The sequence below is a fragment of the Pseudomonas rubra genome (genome assembly GCF_028656935.1).
GTDB classification, from domain to species: domain Bacteria; phylum Pseudomonadota; class Gammaproteobacteria; order Pseudomonadales; family Pseudomonadaceae; genus Aquipseudomonas; species Aquipseudomonas rubra.
In genome coordinates, this window is record NZ_JAMDGZ010000048.1 from 20,970 (window position 1) to 42,163 (window position 21,194).

Sequence of the window (21,194 nt, forward strand, 5' to 3'; positions counted from 1 at the left end):
AGCATTCCTGAGACATCTATTTCCCTCAAGGGCCTTCGCTCACAAAATGTGACCATGAACCCCTGCCCCTGTGGCTACCTCGGCGACCCCACCGGCCGCTGCCGCTGCAGCAGCGAACAGATCCAGCGCTACCGCAACAAACTCTCCGGGCCCTTGCTCGACCGCATCGACCTGCACCTGACCGTCGCCCGCGAAGCCACGGCACTGTCCGCCGACAGCAGCCACGGCGAAAGCAGCGCCACCATCGCCGCGCAAGTCGCCACCGCCCGCGACCTCCAGCAACAACGCCTTCCTCGACCTGCCCGGCCTGCGCCAGTACTGCGGGTTATCCACAGCCGACCAGACCTGGCTGGAAAGCGCCTGTGAACGCCTGACCCTGTCCCTGCGCGCCGCCCACCGCCTGCTCAAGGTGGCGCGAACCCTGGCTGACCTGGAACAGGCTCAAAGCATCGGCCGCGGGCATCTGGCTGAGGCGCTGCACTATCGGCCCAGCAACCAGTAGTAATTGCCCGCATTCTGCTCTTAACTTGGCAACAGCCCACCGCGCCGAGACCAGCATGTTCGCATTCATCCACAACTCCCCCTTGTTGATCGGTACCTTGCTGCTGGTGCTCGACCTGCTGCTCTGGCGGGCCATTCCAATCGAGCGGCGTACCTGGCGGATTGCTGCACGGCTGGCGGCGTTCCTGCTGTTCAGCTGGGTGTTGATCAGCGCGGGGGTCAGCCCGCTGCAGCCCCCACCCTGGGCCGATGATGTACCCCGCAACCTGGTGGCGACGGTGCTGGAAATCGTCTGGTGGCTGTTCGCTGCGCGGACCCTGACGGTGGTGCTAGGGCTGATCCTGATTTCCCGCAGCGGCCATACCGGCCGCCTGCTGCAGGACGTGGTCGGGGCGCTGATCTTCCTGATCGCGGTTGTTGCCGCAGCCGCCTACGTCATGCAACTGCCCGTGAAAGGCTTGCTGGCCACCTCGGGGGTCATGGCGATCGTGATCGGCCTGGCGTTGCAGAGCACGTTGAGTGATGTGTTTTCGGGCATCGTCCTCAATACCACCCGCCCCTACCAGATCGATGACTGGGTGAGCATCGACGGCACCGAGGGCAAGGTGATCGATATCGACTGGCGAGCCACACGCCTGCTCACCGGCAACGGCAGCATGGCGGTGATCCCCAACTCGGTGGCGGCCAAGGCCAAGCTGCTCAACTTCAGCCGCCCCAGTGATGTGCACGGCGTCTCGATCAGCGTGGTAGTCCCCGCGCAAGTCCGCCCGCGGCGGGTCCTCGATGCCCTGGAAAAAACCCTGCAAGGCAGCAGTGCGCTACTGACCACACCCAAGCCGAAGGCGACGATCAAGAGCTCGACCCTGGAATCGGTGGAATACGAAGCCACCGGGTTCGTCAACTCAATGGACAAGAAGACCGAAGTGCGCAACCAAATGTTCGACCTTGCCCATCGCCACCTGCAAGCCGCCGGGGTGGTGTGGAATGCCGACAACACGCCACAGCCCTGGAGCCGTCAGCGTAGCTTGCTGGAGGATGTGCGAATTTTCCGTTCGCTGAGCAACGAGGAGAAGGACAGCCTCAGCCAGCGCATGACCTCGGTCGAGTACCTGGCAGACCAGGTCATCCTCGGCCTTGGCGAAGCTTCCGAGTATCTCCTGGTAATTGGTACCGGTGTGATCTCTGCGGCGATTCGCAGCGGGGACAAACTGCTCGAGGCCGGACGCATGGGCCCCGGCGAGGTGCTGGGGGTCGAAGGCCTGCTCGATGGCGACAATTCCATCGCTGAGTTTCGCAGCCTCACCAGTTGCGTGCTCTATCGCATCGACAAGCACGATGTGCGCAGTTGCCTTGAGCAGCGCGACGAGATCAAGGCGGCACTGAGCAAACTGCAGCGTTTTCGTCAGCAGGCCAGCCAGTCACTGCTGCTGCAGAAACCTGCAGCCATCAAGAAAGGTGGCTTTCTCAGCTGGCTGCACAAGTAGCCGTCAGAGCACCACGCGCAAACACTGCCCAGCGTGATACAGCGAGAACCCGGTTTCGTAGAATCCCGTGCGCAAGGCCGGCGCCGACACCGGTTTCATCGGCGAAAACGGAATCGGCAAAGCATCGGGATGGTCACGCAGCAGGTACTGGGCGAAGGCCTTGCCGATCACCGTGCCGGTGGTGTTGCCACGGCCGTTGTAGCCGGTAACGGCGACAATCCCCGGGGCCGGCTCGAACAGGCGCATCAGGTGGTCCGGGGTGAAGTCGATGCAGCCGGTCCAGTGCATTTCCCACTCGACCTTGCCCAGTTGCGGGAAGTAGTGGTTCTGAATCCGGTCAGCCCAACTGCGAATGAACCAGGCCGGCTTGTTGTCGACCCGGCCGAGACTGCCGAGCAGCAAGCGCCCTTCATCATCGCGACGGATGCTACTGAGCACCGTGCGCGTGTCCCACGAGCCCTGGCCGTGCTTGAGCACGTTGTCGGCGGCAGCGCCCTGCAGCGGCAGGGAAGCTACCTGGTAGTAGTAGCCGCGAAAGAACTGGCGCTGCAGGTTGGACCAGTCGCCCTCGGTGTAGGCGCCGGTAGAGATCACCACCTTGTCGGCACTGACCGAGCCCTGGGCGGTTTTCACCCGCCAGCTGCTGCCTTCACGTTCCAGGCCTTGCACGGCGGACTGCTGGAAGATCTGCCCACCCAAGCGCTCGACCGCAGCAGCCAGGCCTTGGGTGTATGCCATGGGGTTGATGGTGCCGGCGCGGCGATCAAGCAGCGCGGCGGAAATCTTGTTGGTACCGCAATATTCTTCGCACTTCGCACCGGTCAGCATTTCGACATCGGCGCCGCGGCGGCTCCATTGCTGATGCCGGGCTTCGAGGTCGGCAACGCCGGTGGCGTTGTGGGCCATGTGCAGGGTGCCGCTGTTATGGGCCTGGCAATCGATCCCCAAGCGCTCGATGGTGGCGAACACTTCACCCGGCGCCTCGCCCAGCACCTTGTTCAAGCGGCTGCCCTGCTTCTCGCCGAGGGTCGCTTCGACATCGTCCGGGCGAATCCAGGTGCCGGCGTTGACCAGGCCGACGTTGCGCCCGGAGCCACCGTGGCCGATTTTCCAGGCTTCGAGCAGGATCACCGTCTTGCCCTGTTCGAGCAGGTGGAGCGCCGCCGACAGGCCTGTGATGCCACCGCCGATGATGCACACATCGGCCTTGAGCTCGCTGCCCAGCACTCGGGATGACGCGGCAGGCTGGGTGACGTGCTCCCACAGGCATTGTTGACGCAGTCCTGGCATGGCCGGCTTCCTCTTTTATTCTTGTGCGGTGGTGTTCTTATCGCGGGGCAAGCCCGCTCCCACAGTAGGAGCGGGCTTGCCCCACGATAGGGCCCATCAGTCGAACACAATCCCCTGCGCCAACGGCAGCTCGCGAGAATAGTTCACGGTGTTGGTCTGCCGACGCATGTAGGCCTTCCACGAATCCGAGCCCGACTCACGGCCACCGCCGGTTTCCTTCTCACCGCCAAACGCCCCGCCAATCTCCGCACCGCTGGTGCCGATGTTGACGTTGGCAATCCCGCAGTCACTGCCCGCCGCACTCTGGAAGCGCTCAGCCTCGCGCAGGTCGGTGGTGAAGATGCACGAGGACAGGCCTTGCGGCACCTCGTTGTTCAGGCGCAGGGCTTCCTCGAATTCGTCGTAGGCCAGCACATAGAGAATCGGTGCAAAGGTTTCATGGCGCACCACGGCGCTCTGCGCTGGCATCTCGACAATCGCCGGAGCCACGTAATAGGCATTGGGGTACTGATCCTGAAGCTTGCGCTCGCCGCCGAACACCTGGCCGCCTTCATCGCGGGCACGGGCCAGGGCGTCTTGCATGCCTTCGAACGAGGCCTTGTCGATCAGCGGCCCGACCAGGTTGTCTTTACGTGGATCACCGATGCGCACCTTGGCGTAAGCGGCTTTGACCCGGGCAACCACTTCGTCCTTGAGCGAACGATGAACGATCAGCCGGCGCAAGGTGGTGCAGCGCTGGCCAGCGGTGCCGACGGCGCTGAACAGGATGCCGCGCACAGCCAGGTCGAGGTCGGCACTGGGTGCAAGGATCATCGCGTTGTTGCCACCCAGCTCCAGAATACTGCGGCCGAAGCGCGCGGCCACACGTGGGCCGACTTCACGCCCCATGCGCGTGCTGCCGGTAGCGCTGACCAAGGGTACACGCGGGTCGTCAACCAGCGCTTGGCCGGCGTCGCGATCGCCGATGATCAACTGGCTCAGGCCTGCTGGCGCTTCGCCAAAGGCTTGCAGGGCTTTCTCGAACAGGGCCTGGCAGGCCAGCGCGGTCAGCGGGGTCTTTTCCGACGGTTTCCACACCACCGCATTGCCGCACACCAGCGCCAGGGTGGTGTTCCAGGCCCAAACGGCGACAGGGAAGTTGAAGGCGCTGATCACCCCGACCACACCCAGCGGGTGCCAGGTTTCACGCATGTGGTGGCCCGGGCGCTCGGAGGCAATGGTCAAACCGTACAACTGGCGCGACAGACCGACGGCGAAGTCGCAGATGTCGATCATTTCCTGCACTTCACCCAGGCCTTCCTGGGTGATCTTGCCAGCTTCGATGGACACCAGCTCGCCCAGTTCAGCTTTATGCTTGCGCAGCACTTCGCCAAACAGGCGGATCAACTCACCGCGGCGCGGGGCCGGCACGTTGCGCCAGGCCTGAAAGGCGTGTTCGGCCTGGTCGATCCTGGCGCTCACCTGGGCTGGGCTTTCCAGGTGCACCGAGGCAATCGCGCTGCCATCGATAGGGGTGTGAACGGGATGGTTGCCATGGGTATAGGCAGTGGCCGGAACACCGAGGCGGTCAAGCAGTCCATCAACCATTTTCTTCTCCTGCATGCGATGAGTGGTTGAAATAGTGATAGGGATCAGTATTAATCCGATCACTCTGGCGCAACAAACGACCTTTATTCTGCATATCATTCCGCCAGGTAATGATCTACCGGCTTAGAGACCGCTATGTCCAAACGTCTGGTGCCATCGATGGCCGCCCTGCAGTGTTTCGAGGCTGCCGCCCGGCACCTGAGCTTCACCCGTGCCGCCGAAGAGCTGCACCTGACCCAGAGCGCGGTAAGCAAACAGGTGGCCCAGCTTGAAGACATGCTGCGCCATCACCTGTTCCTGCGCATCCGTCGGCGCCTGCAACTGACACCAGCAGGCGCGCTGTACCTGGCCGAGGTCAACAAGATTCTCACCCAGGTCGATATGTCCAGCCGTTACATCATGTCCTACGGCGAACAGACCGAAGTGCTCAAGGTCGCCACCCAACCAAGCTTTGGCGTGCGCTGGCTGATCCCGCACCTCAAAGGCTTCGGCAAGCAGCACCCGAACATCCACCTCGACATTCGCAACGAGATGGAGCCCTTCGCCCTGCTCCAGGCCACCGCCGACGTAGTGTTCTTCTTTGGTCAGGGCACTTGGCCGGGAGCCACCTGCATCGAGCTGTTCGGCGAAGACGTGCTGCCAGTGTGCGCCCCTGAACTGCTGCAAGGGCGTACGCTCAAAGACGCCAGCGAACTGGCGGAACTGGTGCTGCTGCAAAGCACCTCGCGCCCGCAAGCCTGGCACGAGTGGTTCCTGGAGCAGGGCCTGCATTCGGCCAACAGTTATCACGGGCCGCGCTTCGATACCTTCTATATGAGCCTCAGCGCTGCCCAGTCTGGCTGCGGCGTGGCCCTGGTGCCGCGTTACCTGGTTGCAGAGGAGCTGGCCGAGGGCAAACTGATCGTGCCCTGGCAGCACAGCATGCGCAGCAAGGGCGCGCATTTCCTGGCGTTTTCCGAGCATGCCGCAGAGGTGCCGAAGGTGCGCGCGTTGGTCGACTGGATACGCGCGGAGCTGAACGGGCAAGATTGATATTTTTTGGAATGACAGATCGACTTTTTTTCGCTTGTGTCGGTGCTGCATTCCTCGCTTTCATGTAAGGGTGACTAATTACCAGGAAGCTTTCGATGCCCGCCCAAGAGTTCGTCAGCCCGGACAGCATTCGCGCGCAGTTCTCTGCCGCCATGTCGCTCATGTACAAGCAGGAAGTGCCGCTGTACGGCACGCTGCTGTCGCTGGTGAGCGAAATCAATCAGCAGGTGATGGCCGAACAACCCGCAGTTGCCCAGGCCCTGCGCTGGACCGGCGAGATCGAGCGCCTGGACCAGGAGCGCCACGGCGCCATTCGCGTCGGTACGGCCGAAGAGCTGGCGACCATTGGCCGCCTATTCGCAGTGATGGGCATGCAGCCGGTGGGCTACTACGACCTGAGCTCAGCCGGCGTGCCGGTGCATTCCACTGCCTTTCGCGCCGTGCACGAACAGTCGCTGCATACCAGCCCGTTCCGGATCTTCACCTCGCTGCTGCGCCTGGAGCTGATCGACAACCCGGCGCTGCGTGAGCTGTCGCGCGAAATCCTTGCCCGGCGGCAGATCTTCACCCCACGCGCCCTACAGCTGATCGAGCAATTCGAACGTGATGGCGGCCTGAATGCCGACGATGCCCAGACATTTGTCGACGAAGCCCTGCACACCTTCAGTTGGCATCGGGACGCCACCGTGACCGCCGAGCAGTACCAGCAACTGCACGACCAGCACCGCCTGATCGCCGATGTGGTGGCCTTCAAAGGCCCGCACATCAACCACCTGACCCCGCGCACCCTGGACATCGATGCCGTCCAATTGGGCATGCCGGTCAAAGGCATTGCGCCCAAGGCGGTGATCGAAGGCCCGCCCCCGCGTGTCTGCCCGATACTGCTGAGGCAGACTAGCTTCAAGGCGTTGCAGGAAAAGGTCGCATTCACCGATCAGCAGGGCGAAGGCAGTGGCAGCCATACCGCACGCTTTGGCGAAATCGAGCAACGTGGTGCCGCACTGACACCCAAGGGTCGTAAGCTTTATGACCAACTGCTCGATGCCACCCGCACAGCCTTGGGCGGTGTCCCGGCCGAGGCCAATGCCGAGCGCTACATGAATCTGCTCAGCGACAGTTTCAAGGCTTTCCCGGATGACCTGGCGCAGATGCGTGAACAGGCGCTGGCGTACTTCCGTTACTTCCCCACCGAACGCGGCCTGGCGGCGCGCGGCGATGCTCAGCGACCGATGTCGTTACAGGGATTGATCGACGCTGGGCACATCCACTTTGAAGCGCTGGTGTACGAAGACTTTCTGCCGGTCAGTGCGGCGGGGATTTTCCAGTCCAACCTGGGTGATGATGCGCAGAGCGAGTACGGCAGCAATGCCAACCGCGAGGCGTTTGAACAGGCGCTGGGCAAGCCGGTGCAGGATGAACTGGCGTTGTATGCCGAGAGTCAGCGGCGTTCGTTGATGGCCTGTGCGCAAGCGTTGGATATTCCTCGGTTTTGAGGGCCTTATCGCGGGGCAAGCCCGCTCCCACACCAACTGTGGGAGCAGGCTTGCCCCGCGATAGCGTCACCGCCTAACCCGAAACCTATCCACTTCCTGCCTCAACTGCCCCGCCAAGCCCTCAAGCTCCCGCGCCGTCGCCGCAAGGTTAGTCGCCACCTCACGCTGTTCGCTGTTGGCCAGGGCAATGCTCTGCAGGTTGCGGCTGAGCACGTTCGCCGTGCTGCTTTGCTCCTGGGTCGCGGTGGTAATGACGGCAAACTGTTCCCCCGCCGAGCGGCTGCGCTCATCAATCTGCGCCAGCGCTGCGGCAACCTTGGCGTTGCGCTGCAACCCTTCCTGCATCAGGCGGTTGCCCTGCTCCATGGTGCTGATGGCATTACCGGTTTCCTGCTGGATGCTGCCGATCATGGTCGAGATTTCATCGGTGGCCTGACGGGTGCGCGAGGCCAGGCTGCGCACCTCGTCCGCGACCACGGCAAAACCCCGACCCTGTTCACCGGCCCGCGCCGCTTCAATGGCCGCGTTCAGGGCCAGCAAGTTGGTTTGCTCGGCAATCGAGGTAATCACCCCGACGATGCCGCCGATTTCCTCGGAGCGCAGGCCCAGGGTATCGACCACTTCGGCGGTGCCGGCCAGGGCACGGGCAATCTGCTCCAGGGACGACGACGCCTGGTCCATCGCTTCGCGACCAATGCGGGTTTGCTGGACGTTGTCCTGGGCCATGCGCTCGGTGCTGCCCATGTTGTCGGCGATGTTCATCGAGGTGGCGCTGAACTCCTCGACAGCACCGGCCATGCTGGTGATTTCACCGGACTGCTGTTCCATCCCCTCACAGGCACCGGAGGACATTCCCGACAATGCCTGAGCGCGGCTGCTGACCTGCTCTGCGGCTGTGCGAATGTGCTCGACCATGCTCGCCAGTGCTTCGCCCATCTGGTTGAAACTCTGCGCCAGCTGGCCAATTTCGTCGTGACTGGACACCGGCAAGCGCGCCTGCAGGTCACCGGCACCCAGTGCTTGCGCCTGCTGCAAGAGGTCGCCCAATGGGCGTAGACGGCGGCGCAACAGCCACAGGGTAGCAGCGACTGCCAGCAACATCGCCAGCAAACTGCCGATAGCCAGCCGGGTGCCGACGCTCCAGGTCACCGCGCGGATTTCGGCCTTCGGCATGCTCGCCACCACGGTCCAGGGCCCGCCAGCAAACGGCGCGGTAACGCTGAACAGTTGCTCCACACCGTCATCCCAAAAACGCCCTTCGCCCGCCGCGAACCCCGCAAGCGCTTGCGCCGCCTGGCTGTCCGAGCGCACACCGGCTGGCGCTACCAGCCAGTGCTGCTTGTCATCGAGCACGGCCAGCGAGCCAGTCTGCCCAATGCGAAAGCGCGCAAGGTTGGCGAACTGGGCCTTTTGCGCGTCGGTGTAGTCGAAGCCGACGAACAGCACCGCAATCACCCGACCGCTGCCATCACGCACCGGGGTGTACTGGGTCATGTAGTCGCGCTCGAACAGGTTCGCCCGGCCGACATAGGCCTGGCCGGCCAGCAAGCGGGCATAGGCCGGGTGCTGGCGGTCGAGCAGCGTGCCAATGGCGCGGCTGCCGTCCTGCTTGGTCAACGAGGTGCTGATACGGATAAAGTCATCACCGCTGCGCACGAACAAGGTGGCGACCCCGGCGGTCATCTGGCGGAAGTCATCCACCTGGCGAAAGTCGTTGTTGAGCAGTTGATCGCCCAGGTACAACGCAGGGGTAGAAACCCCGGCGACCGCCAGCGACTCACCCGGATGCAGCTGCAAGCCTGCGGCAAAACGCTTTTCGAACAGGCCGCTCAGGCGTTGGGTGCTTTCACGCAGGGTGCCGTGAAAGGTGTCGAGCTGATCAGCGAGCAGTCGCGCTTCACTGGCCAAATGCTCCTGGCGGGTAATCAGGTTGGCGTTGTCCAGCGAACGCAGGGCAAACAGGGTGCTGCCGGTGATCACCACAGCCAGTACGAGGGCTAGGGCGATACCGAGCTGCGAGGCAATCCGGGCACGGGGTTGAGACATGGAAGCTCCTGGCAAGAGGGGCCGGGATCGTCCTGATCACGCTGACCGTTCGCATCGATACGGGAATCGAGCCATCTAGGCGTGGCTCTGCTCTCTCTGCTTCGGCGGCGCGCGGCAATACTTGAGTGAGGTACAGGGTTATGGCGCGCAAACGATCAACTGCTGGAGATGGCCGCCGTTGCCTCCAGAACATCGACCCTGGGTAGATCCATGGCCTCTGCTTCGCCTTGCAGAAAGTCGCTCAAGCGGCGCAGACGCTCGCCCCCCGGACGGGTCTTCGGCCAGACCAGATAGTAGTCCAGGCCACTGGCCACCGCCGTCGGCCAGGGCAGGCTGAGTCGGCCCTGGGCCACGTCTTCGGCAACCATCAGCAAATCGCCCATGGACACGCCGTAGCCCCGGGCTGCGGCGATCATGCCCAGTTCCAGGGTATCGAACACCTGGCCACCCTTTAGCGATACCTGGTCGGTAAGACCCATGCGCGCAAGCCAGCTGCGCCAGTCGCGCTTGTCTGGAGTTGGATGCAGCAGCTCGATACCTGCCAACCGCCGCGCGTCCCACGGCCCTTCCTTGAGCAACTCCGGTGCACCGACCGGGATCAGCAACTCACCGAACAGCCGCTTGACCTCCCAGTCCGGGGGGAAGTGGCCATCGCTCAGCAGCACCGCACAGTCGAAAGGCTCGTGATTGAAATCGACATGATCGACGTCCATCCAGGCACTGGTCAGTTGCACCTCATTGCCCGGCTGCAGATGGCGAAAGCGACTGAGGCGCGCCAGCAGCCAGCGCATGGTCAGGGTCGAGGGGGCTTTCATGCGCAAGATGTCGTCTTCGCTGCGCAGCGTGCTGCAGGCCCGCTCCAGTGCCGCAAAGCCCTCACGCACGCCCGGCAGCAATAAGCGCGCGGCTTCACTGAGCTGCAGGCTGCGACCGTTACGCACGAACAAACGGCAGGCAAAGTGCTCCTCAAGGGTGCGAATGTGCCGGCTGACCGCGCTCTGGGTGATCGATAACTCATCCCCGGCGCGGGTGAACGAACTGTGCCGAGCGGCCGCTTCAAAAGCCCGCAGTGCATACAGAGGCGGTAGACGACGAGACATGAAGGGTGTGCTCCGAGTTATCCACAAGCGATCATCAGGATCATACTCCCATGAGTTTTAATCATGCCAACCATCGCTATTATCCCTTTGTGGATAACTGTTCAAAGGCTCAGACTTTCACGCTTTGACTCTTATCGTGCAAGAAAAGGACGACTCCATGCAGGCCGCGCCCACTCATGAACTCAAGGCTTTGCTGCGCCTGGCCGGGCCGCTGATTGCCTCGCAGTTGGCGCACATGCTGATGGTGCTCACCGACACCCTGATGATGGCCCGCATCAGCCCGCAGGCGCTGGCCGGTGGCGGCCTGGGTGCGGCAAGCTATTCGTTCGTGTCGATTTTTTGCCTGGGCGTAATTGCCGCCGTGGGCACCCTGGTGGCGATTCGCAAGGGTGCCGGTGACATCGCTGGCGCCACCCGCCTGACCCAGGCCGGACTGTGGCTGGCCTGGGCCATGGCCCTGGTCGCGGCGCTGGCAATGTGGAACCTGGAGCCGGTGCTGCTGTTACTCGGGCAGAGCCCGAACAATGTCGAGGCCGCCGCGCAGTTCCTGCTGTTGCTGCCCTTTGCCCTGCCAGGCTTCTTGAGCTTCATGGCCCTGCGCGGCTTTACCAGTGCCATTGGCCGTTCGACGCCGGTGATGGTCATCAGCCTGATCGGTACAGTGGTCAACTTCCTGCTCAACTACGCCTTGATCGAGGGCATGTTCGGCTTGCCAAAACTGGGCCTGGTGGGCATCGGCCTGGTGACGGCGATTGTCGCCAACTGCATGGCCGTGGCCATGGCCCTGTATATCCGCTGGCACCCGGCCTATGCGCCCTACCCGATTCGCCAGGGCCTTAGCCGCCCGTCGTGGCCAGCCTTGCGTGAACTGTGGCGCCTGGGCCTGCCGATTGGCGGCACCTATACCGTGGAAGTCGGCCTGTTTGCTTTTGCTGCGCTGTGCATGGGTGTGCTGGGCAGCACTGAGCTTGCTGCGCACCAGATCGCTCTGCAGATCGTTTCCACAGCGTTCATGATTCCGGCGGGTTTGTCGTATGCCGTGACCATGCGTGTAGGGCTCTACTACGGTGCCGACAACCTGTTAGGCGCCCGGCATGCCGGCCGAGTCGGCATCGGTTTTGGCGCAGCGATGATGCTGATGTTCGCCATCCTCTTCTGGGTGCTGCCGGACCCGCTGGTAGGGTTGTTCCTTGACCACAATGACCCGGCCTTTGCCGACATCATCCAGCTGGCCGTGAGCCTGCTGATGGTTGCCGCCTGGTTCGAGCTGTTCGATGGCGTGCAGACCATCGCCATGGGTTCGATCCGCGGCCTCAAAGACGCCAAGACCACTTTCCTGGTCGGGCTGTTCTGCTACTGGGTGATTGGCGCGCCAGCGGCCTGGTTGCTGGCCTTCAACCTCGGGCTGGGTGCGGTGGGCGTGTGGTGGGGACTGGCGCTGGGCCTGGCCTGTGCAGCGGTGAGCCTGACCCTGGCCTTTGAGTGGCGGATGAAGCGTTTGCTCGGGAGTGCTGCTGGGGTGAACAAGGCTACTGCTTCGCTGGTTTGAAGGTCCCCATCGCGGGGCAAGCCCGCTCCCACAGGGTTTGTGGGGGCTTGTCCCGTGATGCTGTTGCTACAACGCTATCGACTGCTGCGCCGGGCCACGCAGCAGGTACGCCATCAACTCCTCAATCGGCAACGGCCGGCTGATCAGAAACCCCTGCACCTGGTCGCAATCAAAACTGCGCAACAGGTCCATCTGCTCCGGGGTTTCCACGCCTTCGGCCACCACCTCGAGGTTGAGGTTATGTGCCAGGTTGATCATTGCATGCACCAGCTTGCGGTTCTCTTCGCGCTGCTCCATGCCGCCGACAAAGCTGCGATCGACCTTGAGCAAGGTGATCGGCAAGCTGTTGAGGTGCACGAACGACGAGAAGCCGGTACCGAAGTCATCCAGGGAAAAGCGCACGCCCAAACGCCCCAGGGCGTCCATGGTCTGTTTGACCAGGTCATTGCGGCGCATCACCGCAGTCTCGGTCAGTTCGAATTCCAGCCAGCGGGCATCAACGCCATGTTCGATGATCAGCCGGCTCAGGGTCGCCAGCAATTGGCTGTCCTGGAACTGGCGAAATGACAGGTTCACTGCCATGTGCAGCGGCGCCAGGCCTTGTTCGCGCAGCGCTTGCATGTCGCGCAGGGCGCGGGAGATTACCCAGTAGCCCAGCGGCACGATCAGCCCGCTCTGCTCGGCCAGCGGCACGAACTCGCTGGGCGGCAGCAAACCGCGTTCGGCATGCCGCCAGCGCACCAACGCCTCCAGGCCGACGATGCGTCCGTCGGCCAGGTTCAGCCGCGGCTGGTAGTGCAGCTCCAGCTCGTCACGGCGCAGGGCCCGGCGCAATTCGCTTTCCAGGTCGGCAAGGCTGCGGGCGTTGCGGTTGATGCGTTCGTTGAAGACGTGAAAGGTGCAGCCCTGGGTGCTCTTGGCCTGCTGCATGGCGATATGCGCATGCCACATAAGCGGGTCGGCGCCACCCTGGGCGCGGGCGTGGGCAACCCCCAGGCTGCAGCCCAGCAACAGGCTCTCGCCATCGACCCAGTAGGGTTCGGCCAGAGCTTCGGTGATGCGTTCGGCCATCCATTCGGCGCGCTGCGGCTCACGACGGGTGTCGATCAACAGGGCGAACTCGTCGCTGCCCAGGCGCGCCACCTGGTCACCGGCTTCCAGTTGGCTTTTCAGCCGCCCTACCACTTGCAGGATCAGCCGGTCACCGGCCTGGTGGCCGAGGGCGTCATTGGCATGGCGAAAGTTGTCGAGGTCCAGATGGCCGAGGGCGACACCGCGCCCGTCGTTGTCGGCCAGGCGCGCGGCCAGCAGGGTCTGAAAACCCTGGCGGTTGGCAATCCCGGTCAGCGGGTCCTGCTCGGCCAGGCGCTGCAAGGTCGCTTCGAGCACACCGCGCTCGCGCACATGGCGCAAGCTGCGACGCAGGAGGTTGCTGGTCAGTTGCTCGCGGATCAGCCAGTCACTGACCCCCAGTGGCGCTACCTGCGGCTCGTGCTCGAGCAGCAGCACCATCGGCAGGATGCAGCGCCCCGGCGCCGGTTGCAGCGGCGGGGTCGCCAGTACCAGCGCATTGCGGTCATTGGCGAACAAGGTGTCGACCGCTTCCCAGTTCGGCGCGGTCAGCAGCACGGCCTGGCCCGCCATCGGCAGCAGACACTCGCGCAAGGCAATGGCCCATTCCGGCTCATCGGCCAGCAGCAGCAAACGCAAGGGTTCGACGGGCGTAGACAAGCTGGCTCCTTAGGACGTAGACACACTCAAATGACGATGGGCCGCGAGGATGGGTATCCTAAACCATTAATGAAAATGATTTTCACTTAAAGTCATGCCATTCCATTGCCGACATCCCGCAGGTTTCGCCACGCATCCTGCGGGAAAGTATCAAATGCGGCAAATTTAGATCGCGTGCTGCGTCACACTGTCAGACGGTCGCGGCAGAAACTTTCTACCCCTGCTAAAATGCCCGGCTATTTTTCCAGCGTCCCCGGTTTTCGTCATGTCCCGACTCAACCCCCGGCAACAAGAAGCCGTGAACTACGTCGGCGGCCCTCTTTTGGTGCTCGCCGGTGCCGGCTCCGGCAAAACCAGCGTGATCACCCGCAAGATCGCGCACCTGATCCAGAACTGTGGCATCCGTGCCCAGTACATCGTGGCCATGACCTTCACCAACAAGGCCGCGCGGGAGATGAAAGAGCGGGTCGGCACCCTGCTGCGCAAGGGCGAAGGCCGCGGCCTGACCGTGTCGACCTTCCACAACCTGGGCCTGAACATCATCCGCAAGGAGCATGCGCGGCTGGGCTACAAGCCGGGCTTCTCGATCTTCGACGAGACCGACGTCAAGGCCCTGATGACCGACATCATGCAGAAGGAATACTCGGGCGACGACGGCGTCGATGAGATCAAGAACATGATCGGCGCCTGGAAGAACGACCTGATCCTGCCGCCCGAAGCCCTGGAGAAAGCCCGCAACCCCAAGGAGCAGACGGCGGCGATTGTCTACTCGCACTACCAGCGCACCCTGCGGGCGTTCAACGCGGTGGACTTCGACGACCTGATCCTGCAGCCGGTAAAGCTGTTCGAGGAACATGCCGACATCCTCGAAAAGTGGCAGAACCGCGTGCGCTACCTGCTGGTGGACGAGTACCAGGACACCAACGCCAGCCAGTACCTGCTGGTGAAGATGCTGATCGGTACCCGCAACCAGTTCACCGTGGTCGGCGACGACGACCAGTCGATCTACGCCTGGCGTGGCGCTCGGCCAGAAAACCTGATGTTGCTCAAGGAAGACTACCCGTCACTCAAAGTGGTGATGCTGGAGCAGAACTACCGCTCCACCAGCCGCATCCTGCGCTGCGCCAACGTGCTGATCGCCAACAACCCGCACGCCTTCGAGAAACAGCTGTGGAGCGAGATGGGCCACGGCGACGAGATCCGCGTGATCCGCTGCAAGAATGAAGATGCCGAGTGCGAGCGAGTGGCCATGGAGATCCTCAGCCTGCACCTGCGCACCGACCGCCCGTACAGCGATTTCGCGATCCTCTACCGCGGTAACTACCAGGCCAAGCTGATGGAGCTCAAGCTGCAGCACCACCAGGTGCCGTACCGCATGAGCGGCGGCAACAGTTTCTTCGGCCGCCAGGAAGTGAAGGACCTGATGGCCTACTTCCGCCTGCTGGTGAACCCGGACGACGACAACGCCTACCTGCGGGTGATCAACGTCCCACGCCGAGAAATCGGCTCGACTACCCTGGAAAAGCTCGGCAACTATGCCACCGAGCGCAAGGTCTCGATGTACGCGGCCAGCGAGGAGATGGGCCTGCGCGAGCACCTGGACAGCCGTTTCACCGATCGCCTGGAGCGTTTCAAGCGCTGGATGGACAAGGTCCGCGAACAGGTTGCCACCGAAGACCCGATCGCCGCCCTGCGCAGCATGATCATGGACATCGACTACGAGACCTGGATCCGCACCAACAGCTCCAGCGACAAGGCCGCGGACTTTCGCATGGGCAACGTCTGGTTCCTGATCGACGCGTTGAAAAACACGCTGGAGAAGGACGAGGACGGCGACATGACCATCGAGGACGCCATCGGCAAGCTGGTGCTGCGTGACATGCTCGAACGCCAGCAAGAGGAAGAGGACGGCGCCGAGGGCGTGCAGATGATGACCCTGCATGCCTCCAAGGGCCTGGAGTTCCCCTACGTGTTCATCATCGGCATGGAAGAAGAGATCCTGCCGCACCGTTCCAGCATCGAGGCCGACACCATCGAGGAAGAACGGCGCCTGGCCTATGTGGGCATTACCCGCGCACGGCAGACCCTGGCCTTCACCTATGCCGCCAAGCGCAAGCAGTACGGCGAGATCATCGATTGCTCGCCGAGCCGCTTCCTGGATGAGCTGCCCGCCGACGACCTGGCCTGGGAAGGCCTGGACGATGCGCCGACCGAAGTGAAGGCCGCCCGCGGCAACAATGCACTGGCCGATATCCGTGCCATGCTCAAACGTTAGATAATCAACCTTTGCTGCGGCGTACTGCCGTGGCCACTCTTGCTACATCGAGGAAATACCACAGTGGAAGCACTGCACCAGAAGATTCGCGAAGAAGGCATCGTGCTTTCCGATCAGGTTCTCAAAGTCGATGCGTTTCTCAACCATCAGATCGACCCTGCGCTGATGCAACTGATTGGCGACGAGTTCGCCCGCCTGTTCGCCGACTCCGGTATCACCAAGATCGTCACCATCGAAGCCTCGGGCATTGCCCCGGCGGTGATGACCGGCCTGAAACTGGGCGTCCCAGTGATTTTCGCGCGCAAGCACCAGTCGCTAACCCTGACCGAGAACCTGCTGGTGGCTTCGGTGTACTCCTTCACCAAGCAGACTGAAAACACCGTGGCAATCTCCCCACGCCACCTCAACAGCAGCGACCGCGTGCTGGTGATCGACGACTTCCTGGCCAACGGCAAAGCCTCCCAGGCGCTGATCTCGATCATCAAGCAAGCCGGTGCCACTGTTGCCGGCCTGGGTATCGTCATCGAGAAGTCGTTCCAGGGCGGCCGCGCCGAGCTGGACAGCCAGGGCTACCGCGTTGAGTCGCTGGCCCGGGTGAAGTCGCTGGAAGGTGGCGTGGTTACTTTCATCGAGTAATTCGCGCTGGCCTCATCGCTGGCAAGCCAGCTCCCACGGGTACTGCTTGTGGGAGCTGGCTTGCCAGCGATAGCGTCCTCAAGGGGACGCCGTAGCCTGCAACCCCGCCAGCAACAGCCGCTGATACAACTCCTCCTTCAGCCCCTGCGGCTGCGCCAACCCCATCCGCGCCACCTGCGCAGCAAACGCCTCGGGTGCCGGTGCATCCAGCGCCGCCTTGCCCAGCTCCAGCACTTCGCTCAGCTTGAACTTGCTCTTGAGCCAATTCAGCGCGCGCAACAAATCACGCTCCTCGGCGCTAAAGTCACTGCCCAGCGGATACTCCGGGAACAACCCTGAGTGCCTGGCCCGCAGCGCCTGTAAACGTTGCGGGGTGTTGTCGGTGAAGCGCTGATCCAGCCGGAAATCCTTCGGCAGCTTGCCGGCCTTCTGCGCCCGCTCGATCAACCCCGGCTGAAAGCGCGAGTCACTGATCGCCAGCAAACGGCCAATGACCTCGGCATCGGTCTGCCCGCGCAGGTCGGCAATACCGTACTCGGTGACGACGATATCGCGCAGGTGCCGGGGAATGGTGCAGTGTCCATACTCCCAGACCAGGTTGGAGCTGACCTCACCACCGGCTTCACGCCAGCTGCGCAACAGCAGAATCGAGCGCGCACCTTCAAGAGCATGGCCTTGGGCGACGAAGTTGTACTGCCCGCCGACCCCGCTCAGTACCCGGCCATCTTCCAGTTGGTCGGCCACCCCGGCGCCCATCAAGGTCATGCTGAACACCGTGTTGATAAAGCGTGCATCCCGGCGCTGCAGGCGCTTGAGCGACTCCTGGCCGTACAACTCGTTGATGTAGCTGATGGCGCTCATGGCAAAGCGTTTACGCAGGCTTGGCGGCATTTCCCGCAAGCGCTGGTAAAACCCCTGCGGGCCGAGGAAGAAGCCACCATGAACCAGCACGCCCTGATCATCCAGTTGCCCGTTGTTGGCCGCCTGCTGGCGAGCCTCGTCGGGGTAGACCGGACGACGGATTATCCCGGCCTCGACCAGCGCCAGCAGGCCGTTGACGAACATTTCACTGCAACCATAAAGGCCATGGGCGAAGGGTTGAATGCCACCTTCGCGTTCGATCAGGGTATGCCAGGGCTGCACGTCAAGATCGTCCAGCAACGCCTGATACGCCGCGCTGTCCGCCTGGCGCGCCAGCAGCCCGGCGGTGAGCGCATCGCCCATGGCGCCGATGCCGATCTGCAGCGTGCCGCCATCGCGCACCAAGGCGCTGGCGTGCAGGCCGATGAAGTGGTCCTGGGTGGTAACCGGCATGTTCGGTGTGGAGAACAACCGGGTGCGTTCGGGGCTGTCGATCAGCAGATCGAAGTCTTCTTGCGCCAGCTCCGAGGCGCCCGGCATGTACGGCAGTTCGGCGTGGACCTGGCCAAGCATCAGAATGGTTTCACCAGCCGCTCGGCGGCGGGCGATCATCGGCAGCAGATCGAGGGTGATGTCCGGGTTGCAGCTCAGGCTCAGGTGGCCGGGGTGTTCCGGGTCTTGCGCAACCAGTTGCGCCACCAGGTTCAAACCCTTGGCGTTGATATCCCGCGCCGCATGGCTGTAGTTGCTGCTGACGTAGTCCTGCTGGGCTGTGACGCTGTGCAGCAGGCTGCCGGGCTGCATGAAGAACTGTTCGACGCGGATGTTGGCCGGTAGCTGGTCGCGACGCAGATCGTGCAGGTACGCAAGCTCGAGGTAATCGGCGAATACCCGCTCGATGAAGGGCTCAAGAAAGCGTCGCTGCAGGCCGTCTCCCAGGTCCGGGCGGCCAAGGCTCAAGGCGGTGTAGATCGTCAGTCGCCGCTCGGGCAATTGACGTATCCGCGCGTACAGGGCGTTGACGAAACGGTTGGGCTTGCCCAGCCCCAGCGGCAGGCCCATGTGGATATGCGCCGGCAGGCGTGCCAGTACTTCATCCACGGCATTGTCGATCGAACAGCTGTGCGCCATCTCGGCCTCCTGCGGCATTGCTTGAACAGGTTGGACCGAGCATGCCGCCTGATTGCCGCGCTGACCAGCGCTAAAAAGCACAAAGCCCGCACGTGGCGGGCTTTGTTGAGCAAGCGCTGGGCTTACAGGCCGGACATCTTCTTGATGGCGCCCATCAGGTCGTCATCCGAGCAGTCGGCGCAGGTGCCTTTGGGCGGCATGGCGTTGATACCGGTAATGGCCTTGGCAAGGATGCCGTCCAGACCACCCTGGTGGTCGGAGCGCTCTTTCCAGGCAGCGGTATCGCCGATCTTCGGTGCGCCGAGCAAGCCAGTGCTATGGCAAGCATTGCAGTGCTTGGCGATGATTTCGTCCGGGGTCTTGGCTCCGCCACCGCCAGCAGATGCTGCGACTTCCATACCCTTGCATTCCTGACCCTGCACACACACCTGGCCGACCGGTTCGAGTCGCTTGGCGATGTCGTCGTTGGTCACAGCTTGTGCGCTGACTGCCCAAAGGGCCAATACGGCAGCTGGTACGGCCAGCATTTTCTTGATTAGATTCACGCGTACACCCTCATGGTGGCTAGTCACGCCCGCGGCCACGGTTTCGCAGGCGGCGCAAGTATAACGGGAACCCTGCCTCACCGAAACAACCCTAGTGTCCAAAGGGTCTTAGCCGCGACAATCCGCCGCGCAATGGCCGCTAGAAGTTGGCCGGCGTCGCCGCGCTGATCAGCCGGGCCGGCTCATCATAAGGATTGCGGAAACGGTGCGGCTTGGTACTTTCAAAATAGTAGCTGTCGCCCGCTTCGAGGATGAAAGTTTCCAGGCCAACCACCAACTCCAGGCGGCCTTCAAGGAGGATGCCGGTCTCTTCGCCATCATGGGTGAGCATTTCTTCACCGGTGTCGGCACCTGGCGGATAGACCTCGTTGAGAAAGGCGATAGCCCGGCTCGGGTGTGCCTTGCCGACCAGCTTCATGGTCACCGCACCGTCCGAAATGTCGATCAGCTCGTGGGCTTTATAGACGATCTGAGTGGGGTTTTCCGGTTGCAGCTCTTCGGAAAAGAACTCGACCATGGACATCGGAATGCCGCTCAGCACCTTGCGCAGCGAGCTGATGGAAGGGCTGACGCTGTTCTTCTCGATCATCGAGATGGTGCTGTTGGTGACGCCCGCACGTTTGGCGAGTTCACGCTGTGACAGGCCCTTGAGCTTGCGAATGGCTTGCAGTCGTTCACCGACGTCCAATGCTTGCGCCCTCCTAAACGAACGAGTGGGGTCGAAATTGAACGGTATCATCGCAACAGCGTTCAGTATTTACAACACTTCGACCCGCAGCCTGTCCGCTTTGGCGCCTTAATCGCCGCTGTAGTCCAGCGGTACGCGCTTGAGGTTGCAGAAAATCTGGTAAGGGATGTTGCCAGCATGCATGGCGACTTCGCTGGCCAGCACGTTTTTGCCCCACAGCTCTACTGGGCTGCCGAGGCCCGCTTCCGGCACGTCGGTGAGGTCAATGCAGAGCATGTCCATCGATACCCGACCGATCAGCTGGGTACGTTTACCGGCTACCAGCACGGGTGTGCCGTTTGGCGCCTGGCGTGGGTAGCCATCGGCGTACCCCATGGCTACCACGCCGACCCGGGTCGGGCGCGGGCTGATGAACTTGGCGCCATAACCCACAGGTTCGCCAGCCGGCAGCTCACGCACGCTGATCACCCGCGACTGCACGGTCATCACCGGCTGCAGGCGCGCAGCTTCGGCCTGAGCCACCTCGAACGGTGTGGCGCCGTAGAGCATCAGGCCCGGGCGCACCCAGTCGCTGGGCATGTTCGGCCAACCGAGCACGGCGGGCGAGTTGCGCAGGCTGACCTCAGCGCTCAGGCCCTGGCGTGCAGCCTGGAACACCGCCAGCTGTTCATTGCTGGCATCGCTGTCGAGTTCGTCGGCACGGGCAAAGTGGCTCATCAAGACGATACGCGCGACCTTGCCGCTGGCCAGCAGGCGCTGGTACGCGACCTGGTAATCCTTGGCGTGCAAGCCAACCCGGTGCATGCCCGAGTCGAGCTTGAGCCACACCGTAATCGGCTTGCTCAGGTGCGCCTGCTCGATCGCTTCCAGCTGCCACAGTGAATGCACCACACACCACAGGTCATGCTGGGCGATCAGTTGCAGCTCACTGGCTTCGAAAAAGCCTTCGAGCAGCAACACTGGCGGCTTGATCCCGGCGGCGCGCAGCTCCAGCGCTTCTTCGATGCAGGCTACGGCAAAACCATCGACTTGCTGCTCCAGCGCCAGGGCGCATCGCACCGCACCATGACCATAGGCATCGGCCTTGATCACGGCCAGGGCTTTGGCGCCGGTCAGCTCGCGGGCAAGTTGATAGTTGTGACGCAGGGCTTGAAGATCGATCAGGGCACGGGCAGGACGCATGACGGCAGCCTTCTGGGCAGTCTGGTTAGAAGTAAAAAGCCCGGCGCCCGCAGGCGGCTGGTC

General features: G+C 62.8%; 15 protein-coding genes and 2 pseudogenes. 7 read left to right on the forward strand and 10 right to left on the reverse strand.

Annotated elements, in window-relative coordinates; all coding sequences use genetic code 11:
• Positions 1 to 54: 54 nt before the first annotated feature.
• Together M5G17_RS20625 and M5G17_RS20630 are read left to right on the forward strand one after the other, a co-directional pair.
• Positions 55 to 502, forward strand: a pseudogene (locus M5G17_RS20625) (magnesium chelatase subunit ChlI family protein); the annotation flags it as partial.
• A gap of 55 nt (positions 503 to 557) precedes the next feature.
• A complete protein-coding gene (locus M5G17_RS20630) occupies positions 558 to 1,985 on the forward strand; it encodes a mechanosensitive ion channel family protein (protein WP_273894756.1) in 1,428 nt (475 codons plus the stop codon).
• Between the two features lie 3 nt (positions 1,986 to 1,988).
• On the opposite strand, the gene amaA is transcribed toward M5G17_RS20630, so the two are convergent.
• Together amaA and amaB are read right to left on the reverse strand one after the other, a co-directional pair.
• Positions 1,989 to 3,275 carry an L-pipecolate oxidase gene (gene amaA, locus M5G17_RS20635; protein ID WP_273894757.1) on the reverse strand — a complete coding sequence of 429 codons (1,287 nt, stop codon included), beginning with the start codon at positions 3,273 to 3,275 and terminating at the stop codon, positions 1,989 to 1,991.
• Between the two features lie 96 nt (positions 3,276 to 3,371).
• Positions 3,372 to 4,862: an L-piperidine-6-carboxylate dehydrogenase gene (amaB, locus tag M5G17_RS20640; RefSeq protein ID WP_273894758.1), complete on the reverse strand. Its 1,491-nt coding sequence runs from the start codon at positions 4,860 to 4,862 to the stop codon at positions 3,372 to 3,374.
• 135 nt (positions 4,863 to 4,997) lie between these two features.
• Here amaB and M5G17_RS20645 point away from each other — a divergent pair, with 135 nt between their 5' ends.
• Together M5G17_RS20645 and hglS are read left to right on the forward strand one after the other, a co-directional pair.
• Positions 4,998 to 5,894, forward strand: coding sequence for a LysR family transcriptional regulator (locus tag M5G17_RS20645; RefSeq protein WP_273894759.1), 897 nt, complete (start codon positions 4,998 to 5,000; stop codon positions 5,892 to 5,894).
• Positions 5,895 to 5,989: 95 nt separating this feature from the next.
• Positions 5,990 to 7,387 (forward strand): 2-oxoadipate dioxygenase/decarboxylase HglS, encoded by a 1,398-nt coding sequence (hglS, locus tag M5G17_RS20650; RefSeq protein ID WP_273894760.1) that lies wholly within the window; start codon positions 5,990 to 5,992, stop codon positions 7,385 to 7,387.
• Positions 7,388 to 7,453: 66 nt separating this feature from the next.
• Here the strand turns inward: hglS and M5G17_RS27700 are convergent, their stop codons facing one another.
• The 3 genes and pseudogenes from M5G17_RS27700 to M5G17_RS20660 all read right to left on the reverse strand — a co-directional run bounded on the left by M5G17_RS27700 (position 7,454) and on the right by M5G17_RS20660 (position 10,533).
• A complete protein-coding gene (locus tag M5G17_RS27700; protein ID WP_420793614.1) occupies positions 7,454 to 8,323 on the reverse strand; it encodes a methyl-accepting chemotaxis protein in 870 nt (289 codons plus the stop codon).
• Positions 8,321 to 9,433: pseudogene (locus M5G17_RS27705) on the reverse strand (Cache 3/Cache 2 fusion domain-containing protein); the annotation flags it as partial. The pseudogene M5G17_RS27705 and the gene M5G17_RS27700, both read right to left, overlap by 3 nt.
• 155 nt (positions 9,434 to 9,588) lie before the next feature.
• Complete coding sequence (locus tag M5G17_RS20660; RefSeq protein ID WP_273894762.1) at positions 9,589 to 10,533, reverse strand: LysR substrate-binding domain-containing protein; 945 nt, start codon at positions 10,531 to 10,533, stop codon at positions 9,589 to 9,591.
• A 157-nt stretch (positions 10,534 to 10,690) separates the two neighbouring features.
• On the opposite strand from M5G17_RS20660, the gene M5G17_RS20665 reads away from it, so the two are divergent.
• On the forward strand, positions 10,691 to 12,082 hold the full coding sequence (locus tag M5G17_RS20665) for a NorM family multidrug efflux MATE transporter (RefSeq protein WP_273894763.1): 1,392 nt from the start codon (positions 10,691 to 10,693) through the stop codon (positions 12,080 to 12,082).
• A gap of 66 nt (positions 12,083 to 12,148) precedes the next feature.
• On the opposite strand, the gene M5G17_RS20670 is transcribed toward M5G17_RS20665, so the two are convergent.
• Entirely contained in the window at positions 12,149 to 13,813 is a 1,665-nt protein-coding gene (locus M5G17_RS20670; protein ID WP_273894764.1) for a putative bifunctional diguanylate cyclase/phosphodiesterase, read from the reverse strand.
• A 265-nt stretch (positions 13,814 to 14,078) separates the two neighbouring features.
• Between M5G17_RS20670 and rep the strand changes: the two genes are divergently transcribed.
• Together rep and M5G17_RS20680 are read left to right on the forward strand one after the other, a co-directional pair.
• The gene (gene rep / locus M5G17_RS20675) at positions 14,079 to 16,088 is read left to right on the forward strand and encodes a DNA helicase Rep (RefSeq protein ID WP_273894765.1); all 2,010 of its coding nucleotides are present in this window, start codon (positions 14,079 to 14,081) and stop codon (positions 16,086 to 16,088) included.
• A gap of 63 nt (positions 16,089 to 16,151) precedes the next feature.
• Complete coding sequence (locus M5G17_RS20680) at positions 16,152 to 16,724, forward strand: xanthine phosphoribosyltransferase (protein ID WP_010225834.1); 573 nt, start codon at positions 16,152 to 16,154, stop codon at positions 16,722 to 16,724.
• Positions 16,725 to 16,802: 78 nt separating this feature from the next.
• Here M5G17_RS20680 and M5G17_RS20685 read toward each other — a convergent pair whose 3' ends face one another.
• The 4 genes from M5G17_RS20685 to alr form a co-directional block, all read right to left on the reverse strand.
• Positions 16,803 to 18,716 carry an acetyl-CoA hydrolase/transferase C-terminal domain-containing protein gene (locus tag M5G17_RS20685; protein ID WP_273894766.1) on the reverse strand — a complete coding sequence of 638 codons (1,914 nt, stop codon included), beginning with the start codon at positions 18,714 to 18,716 and terminating at the stop codon, positions 16,803 to 16,805.
• Positions 18,717 to 18,838: 122 nt separating this feature from the next.
• Positions 18,839 to 19,243, reverse strand: coding sequence for a c-type cytochrome (locus tag M5G17_RS20690; RefSeq protein ID WP_130266740.1), 405 nt, complete (start codon positions 19,241 to 19,243; stop codon positions 18,839 to 18,841).
• A 157-nt stretch (positions 19,244 to 19,400) separates the two neighbouring features.
• Positions 19,401 to 19,949 (reverse strand): cupin domain-containing protein, encoded by a 549-nt coding sequence (locus M5G17_RS20695; protein ID WP_010225839.1) that lies wholly within the window; start codon positions 19,947 to 19,949, stop codon positions 19,401 to 19,403.
• A 108-nt stretch (positions 19,950 to 20,057) separates the two neighbouring features.
• Positions 20,058 to 21,131 (reverse strand): alanine racemase, encoded by a 1,074-nt coding sequence (gene alr, locus M5G17_RS20700; protein WP_273894767.1) that lies wholly within the window; start codon positions 21,129 to 21,131, stop codon positions 20,058 to 20,060.
• Between the last annotated feature and the right edge of the window lie 63 nt (positions 21,132 to 21,194).

Bases quoted from the DNA above. Each gene is read 5' to 3' on its own strand.
- M5G17_RS20645 (WP_273894759.1), top strand. From the start codon at position 4,998: ATGTCCAAACGTCTGGTGCCATCGATGGCCGCCCTGCAGTGTTTCGAG.
- hglS (WP_273894760.1), top strand. From the start codon at position 5,990: ATGCCCGCCCAAGAGTTCGTCAGCCCGGACAGCATTCGCGCGCAGTTC.
- M5G17_RS27700 (WP_420793614.1), bottom strand. From the start codon at position 8,323: ATGGGCGAAGCACTGGCGAGCATGGTCGAGCACATTCGCACAGCCGCA.
- alr (WP_273894767.1), bottom strand. From the start codon at position 21,131: ATGCGTCCTGCCCGTGCCCTGATCGATCTTCAAGCCCTGCGTCACAAC.
- M5G17_RS20690 (WP_130266740.1), bottom strand. From the start codon at position 19,243: ATGCTGGCCGTACCAGCTGCCGTATTGGCCCTTTGGGCAGTCAGCGCA.
- rep (WP_273894765.1), top strand. From the start codon at position 14,079: ATGTCCCGACTCAACCCCCGGCAACAAGAAGCCGTGAACTACGTCGGC.
- M5G17_RS20660 (WP_273894762.1), bottom strand. From the start codon at position 10,533: ATGTCTCGTCGTCTACCGCCTCTGTATGCACTGCGGGCTTTTGAAGCG.
- amaA (WP_273894757.1), bottom strand. From the start codon at position 3,275: ATGCCAGGACTGCGTCAACAATGCCTGTGGGAGCACGTCACCCAGCCT.
- M5G17_RS20665 (WP_273894763.1), top strand. From the start codon at position 10,691: ATGCAGGCCGCGCCCACTCATGAACTCAAGGCTTTGCTGCGCCTGGCC.
- M5G17_RS20630 (WP_273894756.1), top strand. From the start codon at position 558: ATGTTCGCATTCATCCACAACTCCCCCTTGTTGATCGGTACCTTGCTG.
- amaB (WP_273894758.1), bottom strand. From the start codon at position 4,862: ATGGTTGATGGACTGCTTGACCGCCTCGGTGTTCCGGCCACTGCCTAT.
- M5G17_RS20685 (WP_273894766.1), bottom strand. From the start codon at position 18,716: ATGGCGCACAGCTGTTCGATCGACAATGCCGTGGATGAAGTACTGGCA.